This is a genomic window from Haliea atlantica (genome assembly GCF_054779855.1).
The window spans coordinates 1-15,033 of record NZ_BAAGXL010000016.1; the positions used below are offsets into that span (position 1 = coordinate 1).

Annotated in this window: 14 protein-coding genes and 6 pseudogenes; 11 read left to right on the plus strand and 9 right to left on the minus strand. The window is 55.7% G+C overall.

All coding sequences use genetic code 11. The annotated features are described in order from the left end of the window. From tnpC to ACYVGS_RS10750, 5 genes and pseudogenes are all read right to left on the minus strand, one after another. Window positions 1–1,199, minus strand: a 1,199-nt coding sequence (gene tnpC, locus ACYVGS_RS10730; protein ID WP_460588684.1) for an IS66 family transposase, incomplete at its 3' end; no start/stop codon positions are given. A 32-nt stretch (window positions 1,200–1,231) separates the two neighbouring features. Further along, window positions 1,232–1,450: pseudogene (tnpB, locus tag ACYVGS_RS10735) on the minus strand (IS66 family insertion sequence element accessory protein TnpB); the annotation flags it as partial. A 31-nt stretch (window positions 1,451–1,481) separates the two neighbouring features. Further along, complete coding sequence (tnpB, locus tag ACYVGS_RS10740) at window positions 1,482–1,592, minus strand: IS66 family insertion sequence element accessory protein TnpB (RefSeq protein ID WP_460588685.1); 111 nt, start codon at window positions 1,590–1,592, stop codon at window positions 1,482–1,484. Continuing rightward, window positions 1,589–1,924, minus strand: coding sequence for an IS66 family insertion sequence element accessory protein TnpA (gene tnpA / locus ACYVGS_RS10745; RefSeq protein ID WP_460588686.1), 336 nt, complete (start codon window positions 1,922–1,924; stop codon window positions 1,589–1,591). Before tnpA ends, tnpB (ACYVGS_RS10740) begins: the two co-directional genes overlap by 4 nt. A gap of 632 nt (window positions 1,925–2,556) precedes the next feature. Then, window positions 2,557–2,775 (minus strand): annotated as a pseudogene (locus ACYVGS_RS10750) (transposase); the annotation flags it as partial. A 388-nt stretch (window positions 2,776–3,163) separates the two neighbouring features. Here ACYVGS_RS10750 and ACYVGS_RS10755 point away from each other — a divergent pair. Further along, window positions 3,164–3,760, plus strand: a complete 597-nt coding sequence (locus tag ACYVGS_RS10755; protein ID WP_460588687.1) for a TetR/AcrR family transcriptional regulator — start codon at window positions 3,164–3,166, stop codon at window positions 3,758–3,760. A gap of 45 nt (window positions 3,761–3,805) precedes the next feature. Here ACYVGS_RS10755 and ACYVGS_RS10760 read toward each other — a convergent pair. Then, window positions 3,806–3,916, minus strand: a pseudogene (locus ACYVGS_RS10760) (IS630 family transposase); the annotation flags it as partial. 62 nt (window positions 3,917–3,978) lie between these two features. Between ACYVGS_RS10760 and ACYVGS_RS10765 the strand changes: the two are divergent. From ACYVGS_RS10765 to dmpG, 8 genes and pseudogenes are all read left to right on the plus strand, one after another. Then, window positions 3,979–4,245 (plus strand): annotated as a pseudogene (locus tag ACYVGS_RS10765) (transposase); the annotation flags it as partial. A 119-nt stretch (window positions 4,246–4,364) separates the two neighbouring features. Beyond that, window positions 4,365–5,879, plus strand: a complete 1,515-nt coding sequence (istA, locus tag ACYVGS_RS10770) for an IS21 family transposase (protein ID WP_460588688.1) — start codon at window positions 4,365–4,367, stop codon at window positions 5,877–5,879. Next, window positions 5,869–6,690 (plus strand): annotated as a pseudogene (gene istB / locus ACYVGS_RS10775) (IS21-like element helper ATPase IstB). Before istA ends, istB begins: the two are co-directional and overlap by 11 nt. A gap of 406 nt (window positions 6,691–7,096) precedes the next feature. Beyond that, complete coding sequence (locus tag ACYVGS_RS10780) at window positions 7,097–7,855, plus strand: SDR family oxidoreductase (RefSeq protein WP_460588696.1); 759 nt, start codon at window positions 7,097–7,099, stop codon at window positions 7,853–7,855. Window positions 7,856–7,942: 87 nt separating this feature from the next. Further along, a complete protein-coding gene (locus ACYVGS_RS10785) occupies window positions 7,943–8,680 on the plus strand; it encodes an FAA hydrolase family protein (protein WP_460588689.1) in 738 nt (245 codons plus the stop codon). 14 nt (window positions 8,681–8,694) lie between these two features. Continuing rightward, window positions 8,695–9,480, plus strand: coding sequence for a hypothetical protein (locus ACYVGS_RS10790; RefSeq protein ID WP_460588690.1), 786 nt, complete (start codon window positions 8,695–8,697; stop codon window positions 9,478–9,480). A 125-nt stretch (window positions 9,481–9,605) separates the two neighbouring features. After that, window positions 9,606–10,514: an acetaldehyde dehydrogenase (acetylating) gene (locus ACYVGS_RS10795; RefSeq protein WP_460588697.1), complete on the plus strand. Its 909-nt coding sequence runs from the start codon at window positions 9,606–9,608 to the stop codon at window positions 10,512–10,514. Further along, window positions 10,514–11,551: a 4-hydroxy-2-oxovalerate aldolase gene (gene dmpG, locus ACYVGS_RS10800; RefSeq protein WP_460588691.1), complete on the plus strand. Its 1,038-nt coding sequence runs from the start codon at window positions 10,514–10,516 to the stop codon at window positions 11,549–11,551. Before ACYVGS_RS10795 ends, dmpG begins: the two co-directional genes overlap by 1 nt. 208 nt (window positions 11,552–11,759) lie before the next feature. Here the strand turns inward: dmpG and ACYVGS_RS10805 are convergent, their stop codons facing one another. After that, the gene (locus tag ACYVGS_RS10805) at window positions 11,760–12,167 is read right to left on the minus strand and encodes a transposase (protein ID WP_460588692.1); all 408 of its coding nucleotides are present in this window, start codon (window positions 12,165–12,167) and stop codon (window positions 11,760–11,762) included. 448 nt (window positions 12,168–12,615) lie between these two features. Here ACYVGS_RS10805 and ACYVGS_RS10810 point away from each other — a divergent pair, with 448 nt between their 5' ends. Both ACYVGS_RS10810 and ACYVGS_RS10815 read left to right on the plus strand, forming a co-directional pair. After that, the gene (locus ACYVGS_RS10810) at window positions 12,616–13,560 is read left to right on the plus strand and encodes an NAD(P)H-dependent flavin oxidoreductase (RefSeq protein ID WP_460588693.1); all 945 of its coding nucleotides are present in this window, start codon (window positions 12,616–12,618) and stop codon (window positions 13,558–13,560) included. Between the two features lie 227 nt (window positions 13,561–13,787). Further along, entirely contained in the window at window positions 13,788–13,955 is a 168-nt protein-coding gene (locus ACYVGS_RS10815) for a hypothetical protein (RefSeq protein WP_460588694.1), read from the plus strand. 424 nt (window positions 13,956–14,379) lie between these two features. Here ACYVGS_RS10815 and ACYVGS_RS10820 read toward each other — a convergent pair whose 3' ends face one another. After that, window positions 14,380–14,694, minus strand: coding sequence for a hypothetical protein (locus tag ACYVGS_RS10820; protein ID WP_460588695.1), 315 nt, complete (start codon window positions 14,692–14,694; stop codon window positions 14,380–14,382). After that, a pseudogene (locus tag ACYVGS_RS10825) lies at window positions 14,691–14,984 on the minus strand (transposase domain-containing protein); the annotation flags it as partial. The gene ACYVGS_RS10820 and the pseudogene ACYVGS_RS10825, both read right to left, overlap by 4 nt. Window positions 14,985–15,033 lie beyond the last annotated feature (49 nt).

Here is a 15,033-nt window from a genome sequence, read left to right on the forward strand (position 1 = left end):
ATTTTATTAGACCCGACCCCTCGAAAATGAGCAATTTTGGGCACCAACTGTCGAACCCGGGGGCGCCGCTCGGGGCTGAACCCGCGAGCCTCGGTTTCCACCCGATACAGCTTCTGGATCAAGGCCAGTCCCTGCTGGGCGCGACCGGCCTTCTTGTTTTTGCCTTGCGCCTTCACCGCCTCGCTGAACTTGCGGCGGGCATGGGCCATGCAGCCAACGTGGGTCAGCTGTTGCGCCGCTACCACGGCGTTGTAACCGTCGTAGCCATCGGTTTGCAGATACCCTTGGAAGCCTTCCAGCAGGCGCAGCGGCACGCCCTGGCCACGGCCAGGGTCATAGTCATACAACACCACCGGATGATCAGGCGGGCCGCCACGCTGCAGCCATAAATACGACTTCGATTGCGCGGCTTTGCTCGACTCCTTCAGCACCTGCACGGTGGTCTCGTCCATCTGGATCAGGTCGTGGGCGAGCAGCTGGTCCCGCATCAGGTTGATCAGCGGCTGAACCAGCTGACCCGCCCGGATCATCCAGTTCGCCAGGGTCGCCCGGGGCAGATCCACGCCAATCCGCTGCAGGATGGTCTCCTGACGATACAGCGGCAGGGCATCCTGGTACTTGGAGACGGTGATATGGGCCAGCAGGCCCGGTGAGGCCAGGCTCTTCGGGATCGGCTGTGCCGGCAGCGGTGCTGTGCGGATACACTGGCCGCAGTCACAGGCGTAGCGCTTGCGCACATGCCGGATGACCTGGATCTTGGCCGGCACAATGTCGAGCTGCTCGGAGGTCTCCTCGCCGATGACCTTCAGTGCTTGGCCGTCGTGGGGACAGCGTCGCTCGGCCTCGGGCAATTCGTGAACCACGTCCACGCGAGGCAGTGCTGCCGGCAGGGGCTTGCGGCCCCGCTTCTTGCGCGTGTGCGCGGGCACGTCCTCGCTGTCGTCGGCATCCTCGCCAGGTGATTCCCCGGCATCCACTTCGGCTTCGTCGAACAGGCGGATCTGATCGGGCGAGAGCTTCTCGCTGCTGGCGGCATAGCGCCGGGCCAGCGCCAGGTTCAGTTGCTCCTGGAGGGAAATAATCTGTGCGGATTGCCGGGTGGTGGCGCGCTCCAGCTCGGCATTGCGGGCCATCTGATCGGCGACGAGCGCCTTCAGAGCCGCGATGTCATCGGGAAGCTGATCAACCGGTTGAGCCATGCCCGAAGTATACCGGGCGCTTCCGTCAGGCTCTACAACACGCTGTCATATTGCAGCCGTTCATGGGGCTGCAAGCGCGTAATATCGATACCATCCAGCAGCCAGTTCAACTGCTGGGGAGTCAACGTGATCAAGCTCTCGTCGTGCAACCGTGGCCAGGGGAAGCGCGCCTGTTCCAGGCGTTTTTGCCACAGACAGAACCCGCTGCGCTCCCAGTAAAGGATCTTGATGCTGGTACGGCGCCCGTTTGCAGAACACGAACAGCTGCTCCGAGAAGGGGTTTTACTCCAGCTCCTGCTCGACCAAGATGGCGAGCCCGTTAATCCCCTTGCGGAAGTCGATCGGGTCACGGCACAGATAGACCGCCGGGCCGTCGTTGGCCGGACGCATCATGTGACTGACGCTGCCGCCTTCAGCACGGTCATCAGTGTGTCGTATTGCACTGCGCCGCGGAAACTGACCGCGGCGCCGTTAGGCAGCTGCACCTGCCACTGGGTCTCGGGCTCGGGTGCAACAACTCGGGCTCGAGCGAACCGGGGCTTGCCGGGCGATGGCAGCACGCCCTTATGAACCAGGTCCTGCCGGGCAGAATACATGCCACTGGGACTCAGGCCATGCTCACGCGCATACTCGATGGTGGCCTTGCCCTCGGCCTCACAGGCTTGGAGGTGTTCCAGCCAGAACTGCTGGCGTTCGGTCAAGGACGGTGATGCGGTATCGGTCATGAGAGGCTCCTGCGAAATAACGATCGCAGGATGCCGGGGTCAGCCAGCGCCTGGTAGGGTGTGGTTCACTGATCGCTTACAGTGCATCGACCATTGCCGGGTGATCGGTATGCACAACCCGACCGGCTGCACCCTCGCCTATCCCTCGTCAGAACCTTATGCAAACCTTGCCGGCACCCTTAGCAGAACCTTAGCGGCTGACCTATGGATAACCTATGGATCGAGCACCGGGGAGGGGGCGGGTAGATTCCTCCCGAGGTGGTGCGCCTAGACCGTGTGCCCCTCAAACTTTTACGCGTGCGTTTCAGAAATTCCAAATTTGCGGGATCACGCTATCGGGATCGCTGGCAGGGCACCCGTCACCCTGGCGACCGCTGGCGCCTTCCTGCTGCCCCGTACTGGCCTACACTGCCGGGAGGCCCACCAAAGCCCAGCACCACCCGGAGCGGGTGACAAAAAGAATTGGGGGTATTTTTGGGGGTATATTCCGATTTTGGCAATCACAAACCTGTTTTATACCAATAGGTTGCTGCCACTATTCGGGCGGTCTCACAGTCCGATTCCGTCCGCTCCGTCCTACTGCATACCGACGCCGGTGACGGTATTGGTGTCGGTATCAGTGGGCTCACGAACCAGCTGGCTTCCGACTCGCGTCGCCCATCCTCGACGGCTACCAACTCCTTACGGCCCTGCTCGGTGACACCGATGATCACCAGCAGGCACAGGCGGTCATCCATTCGAACGTTGCTGTAGACGCCGTCTGCCCACCAGTAGATGTAGCGCTGCTCTGATAGGCCTCGCTTCTGCCACTCTGTATGCTCGGTTCTGATAGGATCTACGAGAGCGCCCAGGTGAGAATCAAGGAGGTGAAAGCAATCCTAGAGGGCGACCCTGCGTTGGCCGAACTTCATTGTAAGCGTGCCGCCGAACTAAAAATCAACCATATTGTCGCGTTAGGCGGACATGTCCCGCACTTCCGCGTAAACTATCAATAATGCGCGCAAATCTAGGCATCCAGATGCCGCGGATTTAAAGGACATCATTGATGACCTGGAGAAGCCCCTGCAGCTCGGCTTCAACCGCTTGCTCGTTTAGCCACGCTCCTCAAGACCTCGGACAACGGATCGGCGCTGTGCTCTGGACGTGCCAGGTCAGTAATACGAACACCCTACTTTATAACATTGTAATACTAGCAACACTAGCCAAAGGTACCTCAGGATGACATCAGAAAACTCTCGCGTGACAGCCGTGCAATCATCGTCGCAACTATCTAAAGAGGACTGGATATGGGCGGCGCTGAGGAAGCTTGCGAGTAAGGGCGTCGCAGATATCAAAGTTGAAGTTCTCGCACGCGAGTTGGGCGTAACAAAAGGGAGTTTCTATTGGCATTTTGAGAACAAAGAGGCGCTGCTGAAGGAGACGCTATCATTTTGGCAAACCAAGTTTACACATGAAGTTGCCGAGCTTGCTGCGGCCACCATCGAAACCCCCGAGAAGCGAATTCGCTTCCTTTATAAATTGACAACTGAAGATCGGGATGAGATTCCCGGAGGAAGGGTAGAATTTGCTTTACGGGAGTGGTCCAGAAGATCAGAGGTGGCCAGACGGGCTATCGCTGAAGTAGACATCGAACGAACCAGGGTCCTGGCGAACAGCTATGCCGACATGGGCGTCCCGCGGTCACGAGCAGACAGAATGGCCATGTTACTTATGTCTCACATTATCGGGATAAATATGATGCACAGCGATCTCAATGACAAAGCTATGAAGCAGCAAAGAGACGACATTTTCGAGCTGTTGATGATCTACGCCAAAATGGAGCGAGTGAAGCCATAGTACTGATATGGCCTTTTTCTGTTACTAACGTTATCGAAAGTAATGTCACTCGATAATGTATCGACATTCTGGTTGTCGGAAAAAGGAGCTCACGATGTCCGGTAGTTTCTGCAGCCTTCGCAACGCGCTAATGGCCAGCCGCTTCATGTGCTCTTTGATCCTGCCCACCAATGATGGACACCCTGTTAAGCGAGTAAACTACGCGACAGAGGTGACTCATGACCAAGCAGACAGGATCCAAGAAAACCACCCGGAAGCAGTACTCGCCTGAGTTCCGGAAGGAAGCGTTGGCACTGGCCGAGAAGGTCGGCATAGCCAAGGCAGCCAAGGAGCTCGGGCTCCACGACTCGCAGCTATATGGATGGAGGGCCAAGGCGCGTGTACGGCAGAGCCAGAGTGAGCTGGAGCAGAGCCAGGCCGCCGAGATAGCCCGCCTGAAGCGCAAGCTGGCCGAACAGGAAGAGGAGCTGGCCATCGTAAAAAAGGCGGCTGTTGAATGCCGCCCAAAATTGACCCACCCGAGGGGGTAATTTCCATCCAAAACTGACCCACTGAATCAGCTACTCTGCTCATTTTTTGAGCGGGGTGCGAAGGAGTGATCACAGTGGGCATGTTAGCCAAGATCCGGCGGATGTATTTCCGCGACCATATCCCCCTGCGCGAGATTGCGCGTCAAACCGGCTTATCCAGAAACACGATCAGACACTGGCTGCGCCACAACGAGATGCGTGAGCCCGCGTATCCGGCCCGCAAGGCGTCCAGCATCCTCGATCCCTACAAGGAGCAGCTGGCCACCTGGCTGCGCTCCGACAGCCACCGCCCCAAACGGGACCGGCGGACCGCCAAAGTGCTGTTCCAGCTGCTGCAGGCCCGGGGCTATCCCGGCGGCTATGCCCGTGTCGCCATTTTCGCCAAGCGATGGCGTGAAGCTGGTGGGGCCTCTCCCAGCCGGCAGGCCTTTGTTCCTCTACGCTTTGCGCCCGGCGAAGCCTTCCAGTTCGACTGGAGCTGCGAGTATCTGGTGATCGCCGGGATTCGACGACGCCTGGAGGTCGCCCATATCAAACTGGCCCACAGCCGCACCTTCCTCCTGGTGGCTTATCCCCTGCAATCCCACGAGATGCTGTTCGATGCTCATGCCCGGGCCTTTGCAGCCTTTGGCGGTGTACCCAGACGCGGCATCTACGACAACATGAAGACGGCGGTGGACAAGGTCGGTCGTGGCAAGGAACGCACCGTCAATGCCCGGTTCCAGGCGATGACCGGCCATTACCTGTTCGAGCCCGAGTTCTGTAATCGTGCCGCAGGCTGGGAGAAGGGAATCGTCGAGAAGAACGTACAGGACCGCCGTCGGCAACTGTGGGCCAACGCCAACGCCCGCACCTGGCCTTCACTGACGGCACTGAACGACTGGTTGGCCAGCGAGTGCCGTGCGGCATGGGCGAACATGCGCCACCCGGAATGCCCGGACCTGACCCTGCTCTCGGTACTGGAGGATGAGCAGCCGCACCTCATGCCTAACCCGCAGCCGTTTGATGGCTACATCGAACAGCCAGTGCGGGTGTCGCCCACCGCCCTGGTTCACTACCAGCGCTGTCGGTACAGCGTGCCGGCAGAGCTGGCACACCAGGTGATTAGCCTGCGGGTGTATCCCTGGGCGCTGGTGCTGGTTGCCGAAGGCGAGGAGGTGGCCAGGCATCGTCGGTGCTTTGAACGACACCAGACGCTCTACGACTGGCAGCATTACGTGGGTGTGCTGCAGCGCAAGCCGGGCGCCCTGCGCAACGGCGCACCGTTCACTGAGATGCCCGAGCGTCTCAAGACCCTCCAGCGGCACCTCCTGCGCCACGAGGGGGGTGACCGGGTCATGGCGCAGGTACTTGCCGCCGTGGTATCTGAAGGATTGGAGCCTGTACTGGTGGCCGTGGAGCTCGCTCTCGAGTCCGGCAATATCAGCGGCGACCACGTGTTGAACGTGCTGGCCCGGCTGCAATCACCGCAGTTGCCCCACGCGCCTGTAGAGACCTCGATAACCCTGGCGGAGGAGCCCCGGGCGAACGTGCATCGCTACGATCACCTGCGTACCGCCACGACCGAGGAGGTGCACCATGTCGAATGATCTGATCGCCCAGCTGAAGGCGCTCAAACTGCACGGCATGGCGCAGACCCTGCCGGAGTTGATGGCCAAGGCACGCAGTCATGCCCTGGATGCGGAGCAGATGCTCCACGAGCTGCTGGCCGCGGAATCCGCGGAGCGGGAAGTCAAATCCCTGGCCTACCAGATGAAGGCGGCCCGCTTCCCGGCACACCGTGACCTGGCGGGCTTCGACTTTACCCAGGCGCGGGTGGATGAGGTGCTCGTTCGACGCCTGCACAGCGGCGAGTTCCTGAGTAGCGCCCAGAACGCAGTGCTGATCGGCGGCCCGGGCACCGGCAAGACCCACCTGGCGACCGCTATTGGTGTGGAAGCCATCCAGCACCATCAGCGCCGGGTGCGCTTCCTCTCCACGGTAGAGCTGGTCAATGCGCTGGAACTGGAAAAGGCCGCCGGCAAACAGGGGCAGCTGGCTTACCGACTCAGCCATGTGGATCTGGTGATCCTGGACGAGTTGGGGTACCTGCCCTTCAGTCAGGCCGGCGGGGCCTTGTTGTTCCACCTGCTCTCCAAGCTGTACGAACGCACCAGCGTCATGATCACCACCAACCTGGGCTTTGCCGAATAGGCCAGCGTGTTCGGCGACGCCAAGATGACCACGGCCCTGCTGGATCGACTCACCCACCACTGCCACATCGTGGAAACAGGCAATGAATCCTGGCGCTTCCGCCACAGCCTGGCCAGCGGTCACAACAAGCGACGAAAATCCATCTCGACACAACCTGATGAAGGAGGAGACACCCCCGAAAAGACAGACTTATCCACAGATGCCTAGGTATACTGGGCACCCATAACCCGGGTCAGAATTGGATGGAAACCCCGGGTCAGTTTTGAGTGGCAACCAACAAGCGGATGCCACCGACCGCGAAAACACCACACTGTTTGAATCACACCAGCGGCCTGCACCGCAGCATCGCTGCGCCCGCCTTTTGTAAATTGCGCGTTTGAAGCCCGCAGAACTTCCCCGCGCACAGCGGTTCATTGCAAAAATCACCCGTAGGCTCGGAAAACCGGTCCTGACGCGAGCGGGATTGTCGGTCAGCGCCATCATGCGCGGACTATCGGCAGGCAAGTCACGGATTCAGGTTTACTTTTCCAATCAGCCTATATAGGATTGATCCATACGCTATGGTATCGTTTTGGAGGCTCAAATAGTGAGATGGCTGGAAAATCAAGTCGTGGTGATAACGGGATGCGCCTCGGGCATTGGATGGTCCGTGGCTGAGAGATTTTCAAGGGAAGGGGCGATAGTGGTTTGCCTCGACCGCAACAAAGAGGGGCTACAATCGCTTAAAAGCGTATTGGTTAATGACTCTTTGGTTGCTCACGGCGACGCTTCTAACCACGAATTTCTTTCCAGCGCATTCGCTGACGCCAGGCGTGAATTCGGTCGAATCGACTGTGTCATCGGTAACGTAGGTGTGTTTGATTGGCATAAACGACTCGATAAGATGTCGGCCGAACAGCTTGCCGGTGCTCAGCAAGAAATCTTCACCACTAATGTATTCTCGCAGCTGATATTGGCTCGGGAGGCCTATCAGGATTTGAGGCGCTCTAAGGGCTCGCTAATCCTCACCTGCTCGACAGCTAGCTTTCGAGGCGGATGTGGTGGCTCTCTATATACGGCTAGCAAGTTCGCAGTACGCGGGCTCGTCATGCAATTATCCAAAGAGTGGGCGCCTGAAGTGAGAGTTAATGGGGTTGCACCTGGCGGCACAAATACCTCGCTCTCGGGCATTGCTACCTTTGGGACTTCGGGTCGGTCTGTCTCTGGTGACCCGAAAGTACTTGAAGCTATCAGTGCTGCAACTCCTCTGGGATTTGCCGCAAACCCACAAGACCATTCGGGGATCTATCTTTTGTTGGCTTCAAATGAGAACTCTCGGGCGATGACCGGAAGTGTAATTCTGAGCGATGGGGGGCTTGTAGCTAGCGTATGAGGAGTCAAAAAGCAGTGGTGGAAAGCGAGGCACTTTGAAATGCTTAAAAGTAAGATAGTATATTTCGGTGATCGACTCTACGACGCAATGAGAAACAAGATTCCCATTGATCCTTTGACTGATCAATGCCCGGATATTTCGGTCGAAGATGCCTACCAAATACAACAAAGGATGGTTTCGCATAGATTAGGCGACGGCGAAAAAATCATCGGAAAAAAAATCGGTGTCACCAGTAGAGTTGTGCAAGCGCTGATCGGGTTTAATCAGCCCGATTTTGGCCAGCTCACTTCTGGAATGCTGTACCACGAGGACGACGATATTTCACTCGATCATCTAATTTCACCGCGGGCGGAAGCTGAAGTCGCTTTTGTTCTCAAACATGACCTGATTGGTCCGGGCGTAACGGCAGTGGATGTGATCGCTGCCACTGATTATGTGACGTCGTGCTTCGAAATTGTTGACTCGCGCATTAAAAACTGGAACATTTCGATTCAAGATACCGTAGCAGACAACGCCTCATGCGGGATATTTGTACTCGGCCAAAATAGAACCAGAATAACAGATGTCGACCTCACATTGTCGGGAATGGTGCTGGAACGCAACGGTCACCTGGAGGCCACCGCTGCGGGCGCCGCAGTCCAGGGTGGTCCCGTTAATGCAGTGGTCTGGCTTGCAAACACGCTTGGCAGACTCGGACTGCCCTTTAAAAAAGGTGAAATAATCCTATCCGGATCACAGTCTTCGCTTATTCCAGCAGTTGCGGGTGATACCCTTCGCTGTACAGCAGGCGGTGTGGGAAGCTGCCAAATCACATTTTCAAAGTAGGAGTATTTCCAAGAATGCTCAAGACGACATTTTCGGACCAACTGCTGACAAGTTTAGCCAGTTCCGCGCCGTTTATCTTAGACCAGCCAACCAGAGTTGAGCTGGGCAAGCTTACAGAAGATGAGCTTTACCATCTCCAGAAGTTAATTCTGGATCATTGCGCAGACCCTGAATGCAGACTCACTGGTTACATGGCAATTCCAACCCGCGACACAAGCTACCGACGGGGTAGTGAATGTGCTTGTAGCTTCGGTCGACTAACGAGTTGCATGTCTAGGCCAGAAAACTCGAAGTTCCCCCTGCCTGTGCGTGAACCAAGTGTAGTGCAAGTTCACCTGGGTCTAGTTCTTGGGGAATCACTGCCGCTGCAGACGCATCAACCAGCTGAGCTCCTGAGGTCGCTTGCATTCGCTACTCCGGTAGTTACGGTTGTAGATCCTCGTTATTACGAGGAGGATATCGATGCATCGTTGACTATTGCTAAAAACCTCGGCGTTATTTTCTACGTGTCTGGCGGAAAACCTGTATCTCTGGATCTAGTCAAGCTGCGCACATCAGGGGTTGTCGTCGAAATCAACGGCGAGATCGAGGCTTTAGGCGCTGGTGCGTCGCCGTTCAATGACCCACTTTATTCACTAGCGGAATTCCTGGAAAAACGCCTTCATCCCGGGGGAGTCTTGGATGCAGGATCAATGATCCTAAGTGGCCCGTTGGCCCCACATGTTACCGTCAAGGCGGGTGATGTCGTCAACGTTCGCTGCCAGCATATGGGCAGCGTGTCCTTTGTTCTTGAGGCGTAACAAGTGGGTAAAAAACCGGGCGCTTTATAAAGGAAGAAAATGTGTTAATAACTGCGTCTCACATGCCGCCGCCAGCAGGAGCATTTAGGCATGTATGCGATCGCCACAACACAAGAGAGGACTGAATTATGCGTAAGATTAAATGTGCCTTGATAGGGTCAGGAAATATAGGTACCGACCTCATGTATAAGCTGAAGAGAAGTGCTCTGCTCGATCCAGTCTGGATGGTCGGGATAGATGCGCAATCGAAAGGTCTCTCGCTTGCAAAAGAAATGGGCTTGAAAACAACGTCGGGTGGCGTTGGTGAATTATTGGATCATGTCGTAAAGGATGAAATCAAAATAGCCTTCGACGCGACATCTGCTTATTGTCATGAGGAAAACTCACGCCAGCTCAACGCGTTAGGCGTTTTCATGATAGACCTGACCCCAGCAGCCATCGGTCCACTATGCGTTCCGCCAGTAAACCTTCACAAGATAGGCGATACGATGAACGTCAACATGATATCGTGCGCGGGTCAGGCCACTATTCCGATCGTCAGTGCTGTCTCCCATGTCCAAAACGTTGACTATGCAGAAATTGTATCAAGCCTTGCCTCCGCATCTATAGGGCCAGGCACCAGATCGAATCTCGATGAGTTTACTTGCACAACGTCGAATGCCATTTGCGCTTTAGGTGGAGCAAAAAGGGGTAAGGCCCTCGCGGTTATCAATCCGGCCGAGCCACCCATGATCATGCGAAATACAATTTACTGTCTTACCTCCGAGCCTCCAGATGAAGCCAGGATCAACGACGCTATTTTCGCAATTATTGGGGAGGTGCAGAGCTATGTCCCTGGGTACCGACTTGTCAACGGCCCGGTCTACGAAGGTAATAAAATTGCTGTTTTCATGGAGGTTGAAGGCCTGGGCGACTATCTTCCGAAATACGCGGGTAATTTGGATATTATGACGGCATCCGCCTGTCGAACCGCTGAACTTGTCGCCGAGAAGTACATCGCAGAAGATACCAAGTACCAAAGGGAGGTGCTCTAATGATGAATGATTCGAATCTCAGCGGCCGTCATATAGTGGTACATGACATGTGTCTTCGAGACGGAATGCATGCAAAGCAAGAGCAAATTTCAGTGGAGGAAATGGCATTGGTTGCAACTGCACTCCAAGATGCTGGCGTGCCATGGATACAGGTCTCGCACGGCGCCGGGCTTGGAGGTAACTCTCTTCAACATGGATTTGCGCCAGTCAGCAATGAAGAATACTGGGATAATGTCAGCTCGGTTCTTACCAAAACTCGGATGTCTGTACTCCTAATCCCTGGCCTCGGAACCATGGACGAACTACGTTCGGCACATAGGCATGGCGTGACCGGTGTTCACATTGCAACGCACTGCACGGAGGCGGATACGTCTCCTCAGCACATAGCGTGTGCACGCGAGCTCGGCATGGACACCACCGGCTTTTTGATGATGGCTCACCTTAACTCCCCTAAAGGCCTGGCAGAACAGGCCAAACTGATGGAGTCATACGGCGCGCAGACGGTTTACATTACGGACTCTGCAGGTTATATGCTTCCGCGTGACGTTTTCAAAGCGGTTTCCGCTCTCAGGGATAGGCTTGATGGCGAGACCGAAATCGGGTTCCACGGTCATAATAATCTTGGTATGGGCATCAGTAACTCGCTCGCGGCCATTGAAGCGGGTGCCAGCCGGATTGACGGTTCTGTCGGTGGTCTCGGGGCGGGCGCGGGGAACACGCCGCTCGAAGTGTTCACTGCTGTGTGTGATCGTATGGGCATAGTGACAGGCTGTGATCTTTTTCAACTCATGGATGTTGCTGAAGATATCATTTTGCCCATGATGGACCACCTTGTACGGATTGATCGCTCCTCGCTCACGCTCGGCTATGCCGGTGTTTATTCCACGTTTCTATTGCACGCCAACCGTATAGGCGAGAAGTACGGCATCTCTTCACGCGACATTCTTGTCGAACTGGGACGGAGAAAAATGATAGGCGGGCAGGAAGACATGATTGAAGACACCGCGCTAGATTTGGCGAAAAGGCTTAGTGGTTAGGGATTTGGATAGAAATATCGCCAGAAATGTCTAGCTAGCGTATTGCTGCGTAGTTAATCGGAGTTTTTTTAGGGAACCTCTGAATAGTGGTCCAATTATTCCCGCCAGTGCTTGAAAAAAGGCTCGCCAACGATGACGAAGGCAAGTTCGCGCCATTTTGGGTCGGGATCCGCTCTTTTGAGTGACCTATCCGGCCCTTTGGCGTATGTCAGGCGAAATTTGCCTGCAAGCCTTCCGTCGCTTTCTTGAGAAGCGTCTTCCCCCCCGTCGCTAGATTAACCAGGGCAAAGGAGACAATCAGATGGTCGGTATTCTTGATCAACCCGCAGCAGTGCACCTTGGTAAAGCCAGCGCGGCGTTTCGTGACGCCAAAGGGATGTTCAGCGCTGGCGCGCACTTCGTATTTGTTGCGGTCTTTGCACTTTCTCTGTGCGCTCAGCGGGTGATGCTTGTGGCCTTTCGGGTTGGTAAAATCCTGCGCCCTCGGCGCGACGACCTGCGCGATGCGCTCTGTCTTGCCGGAGTAGGCCGAATCCCCCCATACCGGGGTCTCGTCTCCGTACAGCGGGTCCTCGACAACAACCGAGTCGTGGACATTCGCCGATGCAGCCACCACGCCGGGACCAGCTTGGTCTTACTGTCCACCCTGATGTGCGCCCTCATGCCAAAAAATCATTGGTTGCCCTTGCGGATGGAGCGCATGTCCGGGTTCCTGGCCTTGGACTGTTCAAGCCTTCCGTCAGCGTGGGTTGTCGCATGCTTAGTGATTCGCGACGCTGTTTGAATGAACAACCGAATTACCGCAAAACATTGCGGACGGATTAATCAGAGCTTGCTTGATTGAAGCAGTGGGTCGTAGCACACAATGAAGATCCCAAGGCCTTTAACACGGCAAAAGCCAAAGACATCCTGTAGAAGGTTGTCTGCGCAAACAAGCGGTTAAGTTCCAATCGGAATGACGCCACTACACTAGTTGGTCTGAGCCTAACGGTTCCACTTTGAACTGAGCAATGCGCGACGGCTGGCCCCGTTCTGCGCTTTGTTAACAACCTGTGAGGCATTTTATGAGTTCCCTTTTACAGAATTTGCGCATTCCCGCCTTTCAGGCACCCATGTTCCTACAGTCTGGACCTGAGATGGTGATTGCCAGTTGCAGAGCGGGTGTCCTGGGAAGTTTTCCATCGCTCAATGCTCGAACAGTAGAGGAGTTGGAGGAATGGTTTCAACAGATCACCGCATCCATACGATTAGAGGAGGATGCCCCATGGGCTGTTAATCTAGTGATGCACCACTCCAACTCCCGACGTGAACAGGACCTTGCACTCGCAATTGAATATAATGCGCCGTTGGTGATCTCGAGTTTGGGCAGCCCGAGGGATGCTATCGACGCAGTCCATAGCTATGGCGGCCTCGTCTACGCAGACGTGACTACCACTCGTTTCGCCAAGAAGGCGATCGATAGCGGAGCAGATGGTCTGGTACTCGTGGCTGCAGGTGCGGGAGGTCACACTGGAGAGTTATCGGGCTTCGCCTTTGTCGAAGAGGTCCGGAGCTTCTGGGACGGTCCCATAGTACTTGCGGGCGGTATATCGTCCGGGCGTGCAATCCGTGCCGCCGAAGTGCTAGGTGCCAACTACGCATATCTTGGCACCAGATTTATCACCACAATTGAGAGTATGGCTGTAGACGAATATAAACAGATGGTTGTGGATTCCTTGGGCGAAGATATTGTCTGTTCCGCAGCCCTGACCGGCGTTAAAGCCAACTGGTTACGAGACAGCCTCCTCAAAGCAGGCTATGATCCCGACGATATGTCAGCACCACCAGGCCGCGTCAACATAGAGAATTCCGTCTCTGATGCCAAACGCTGGCGGGACGTGTGGGCGGCAGGTCACGGCGTGGGCGCGATCAACGAAATACTGTCCATAAGCGAGCTAGTGAAACGTATGGAGAGAGAGTATCGGCTTGCATGCGAGGGAATCGACACGCTAGCTAGTGCCCGCCCATAAACAGGTAACTCACTGAAAACATCGGAAAAGTTTCTAATGAAGTACTAAAAAGGGTCTTGAGATTTTGTAGAATTGTTGGCTCTTCAGGAAAATTTGTGGGTAAAAAAATAGCCCGGCGTGACCGGAAAACGACCAAAAGCAGGCTGAACAGGGGAGAGTGCATCCTGCCTCCGAACTCTGTAAAGATACAAGTGCGAACAAGTATCGAACCGAGAAGGAAGAGCAGGATGCACCTCAAGACTATCCTGAATCGCGTGCAGAATTTCAAATCTTTCGTGTACGGCCCGGTGCGCTGGGTGGAAGACGCCAGCGAACCGACGATCGAGGCAGAGCTGCGCCCCCGGGCCAATGCGGGCCATCTGCTCGGCCTGCGGCCGCCGAGGACCAGGCTATGACACACTGCCGCTGCGCCGCTTTGAGTTTATCCCGATGTGGGGTATCAAGGTGTTCTTCGTCTACGCCCCGCGCCGGGTGAGCTGCCGGCGCTGTGGTATTCGGGTAGAGCGAATGCCTTGGGCAGCGGGCAAGCATCAGCTGATCGAAACCTATGCCTGGTTTCTGGCGGGCTGGGCCATCCGGGTTCGACAGTGGGCGCCCAAAATTGCTCATTTTCGAGGGGTCGGGTCTAATAAAATCAGTCACTTAGGGTTCAGAAATTGATAATTGCTTGTAGTGGCACGTTTTTATTTTCAGAGGTTTTATTGTCAGTCTATTGACAGATATTTTGTCTGGGCTATCGTAATGGCATGTTTGTAAGCGGTAATTAAACCACGGGGTATACGGCGGCCAAGCACTCTGGCAGGGATGAACCGCGCTGTACTATTTTAACTTCTGCGGGGCGATGTCGACCAGGTTACCCCTCGCCACGTCTTTGATCGGCGAGAGCAAGTGCGGGGAGATGTTCCAGCGTTGCCCGTTGTCGGTTATCACGGTCACCGTCTTGCGGTTGAACTTCATGAGGGTGCCGGTCAGGCGCGCACCCTGTGGGGACTCGAAGCTGACCCGGGCGCCCGGGTGGAACTGCATCATGGACTGGTGTGCCTGCAACGATTCCAGCATCTTCAGGCGTTCAACAATCCGGTGGTTCAGTGCCACCAATTCATCGGCATTCAGGTGGTCAATCTCGATACTCATGCGGTTCTCCCATGCCAGGGCAGCAGCGCTTCGATCTCCTCGATAGTTGTGGCCCGAGGCAACTGGGTGTAGACGTTGCGCAGGTAGGCGTAAGGTTCGAGGTCGTTGGCTTTCGCCGTCTCGATCAGTGAATACAGGTTGGCGCTGGCGTTCACCCCTGCCACCGAGTCACTGAACATCCAGTTTTTGCGACCTGTGACGAACGGCCGGATCGCGTTCTCGGCCAGGTTGTTGTCGATCTCCAGACGACCATCTTCCAAGTAGACTACCAGCTTGTCCCCCCGAGTTCGACAGCAAACAACGTAACTCCTTGATTTCATTGAGTGCCGTTTTCAAAAT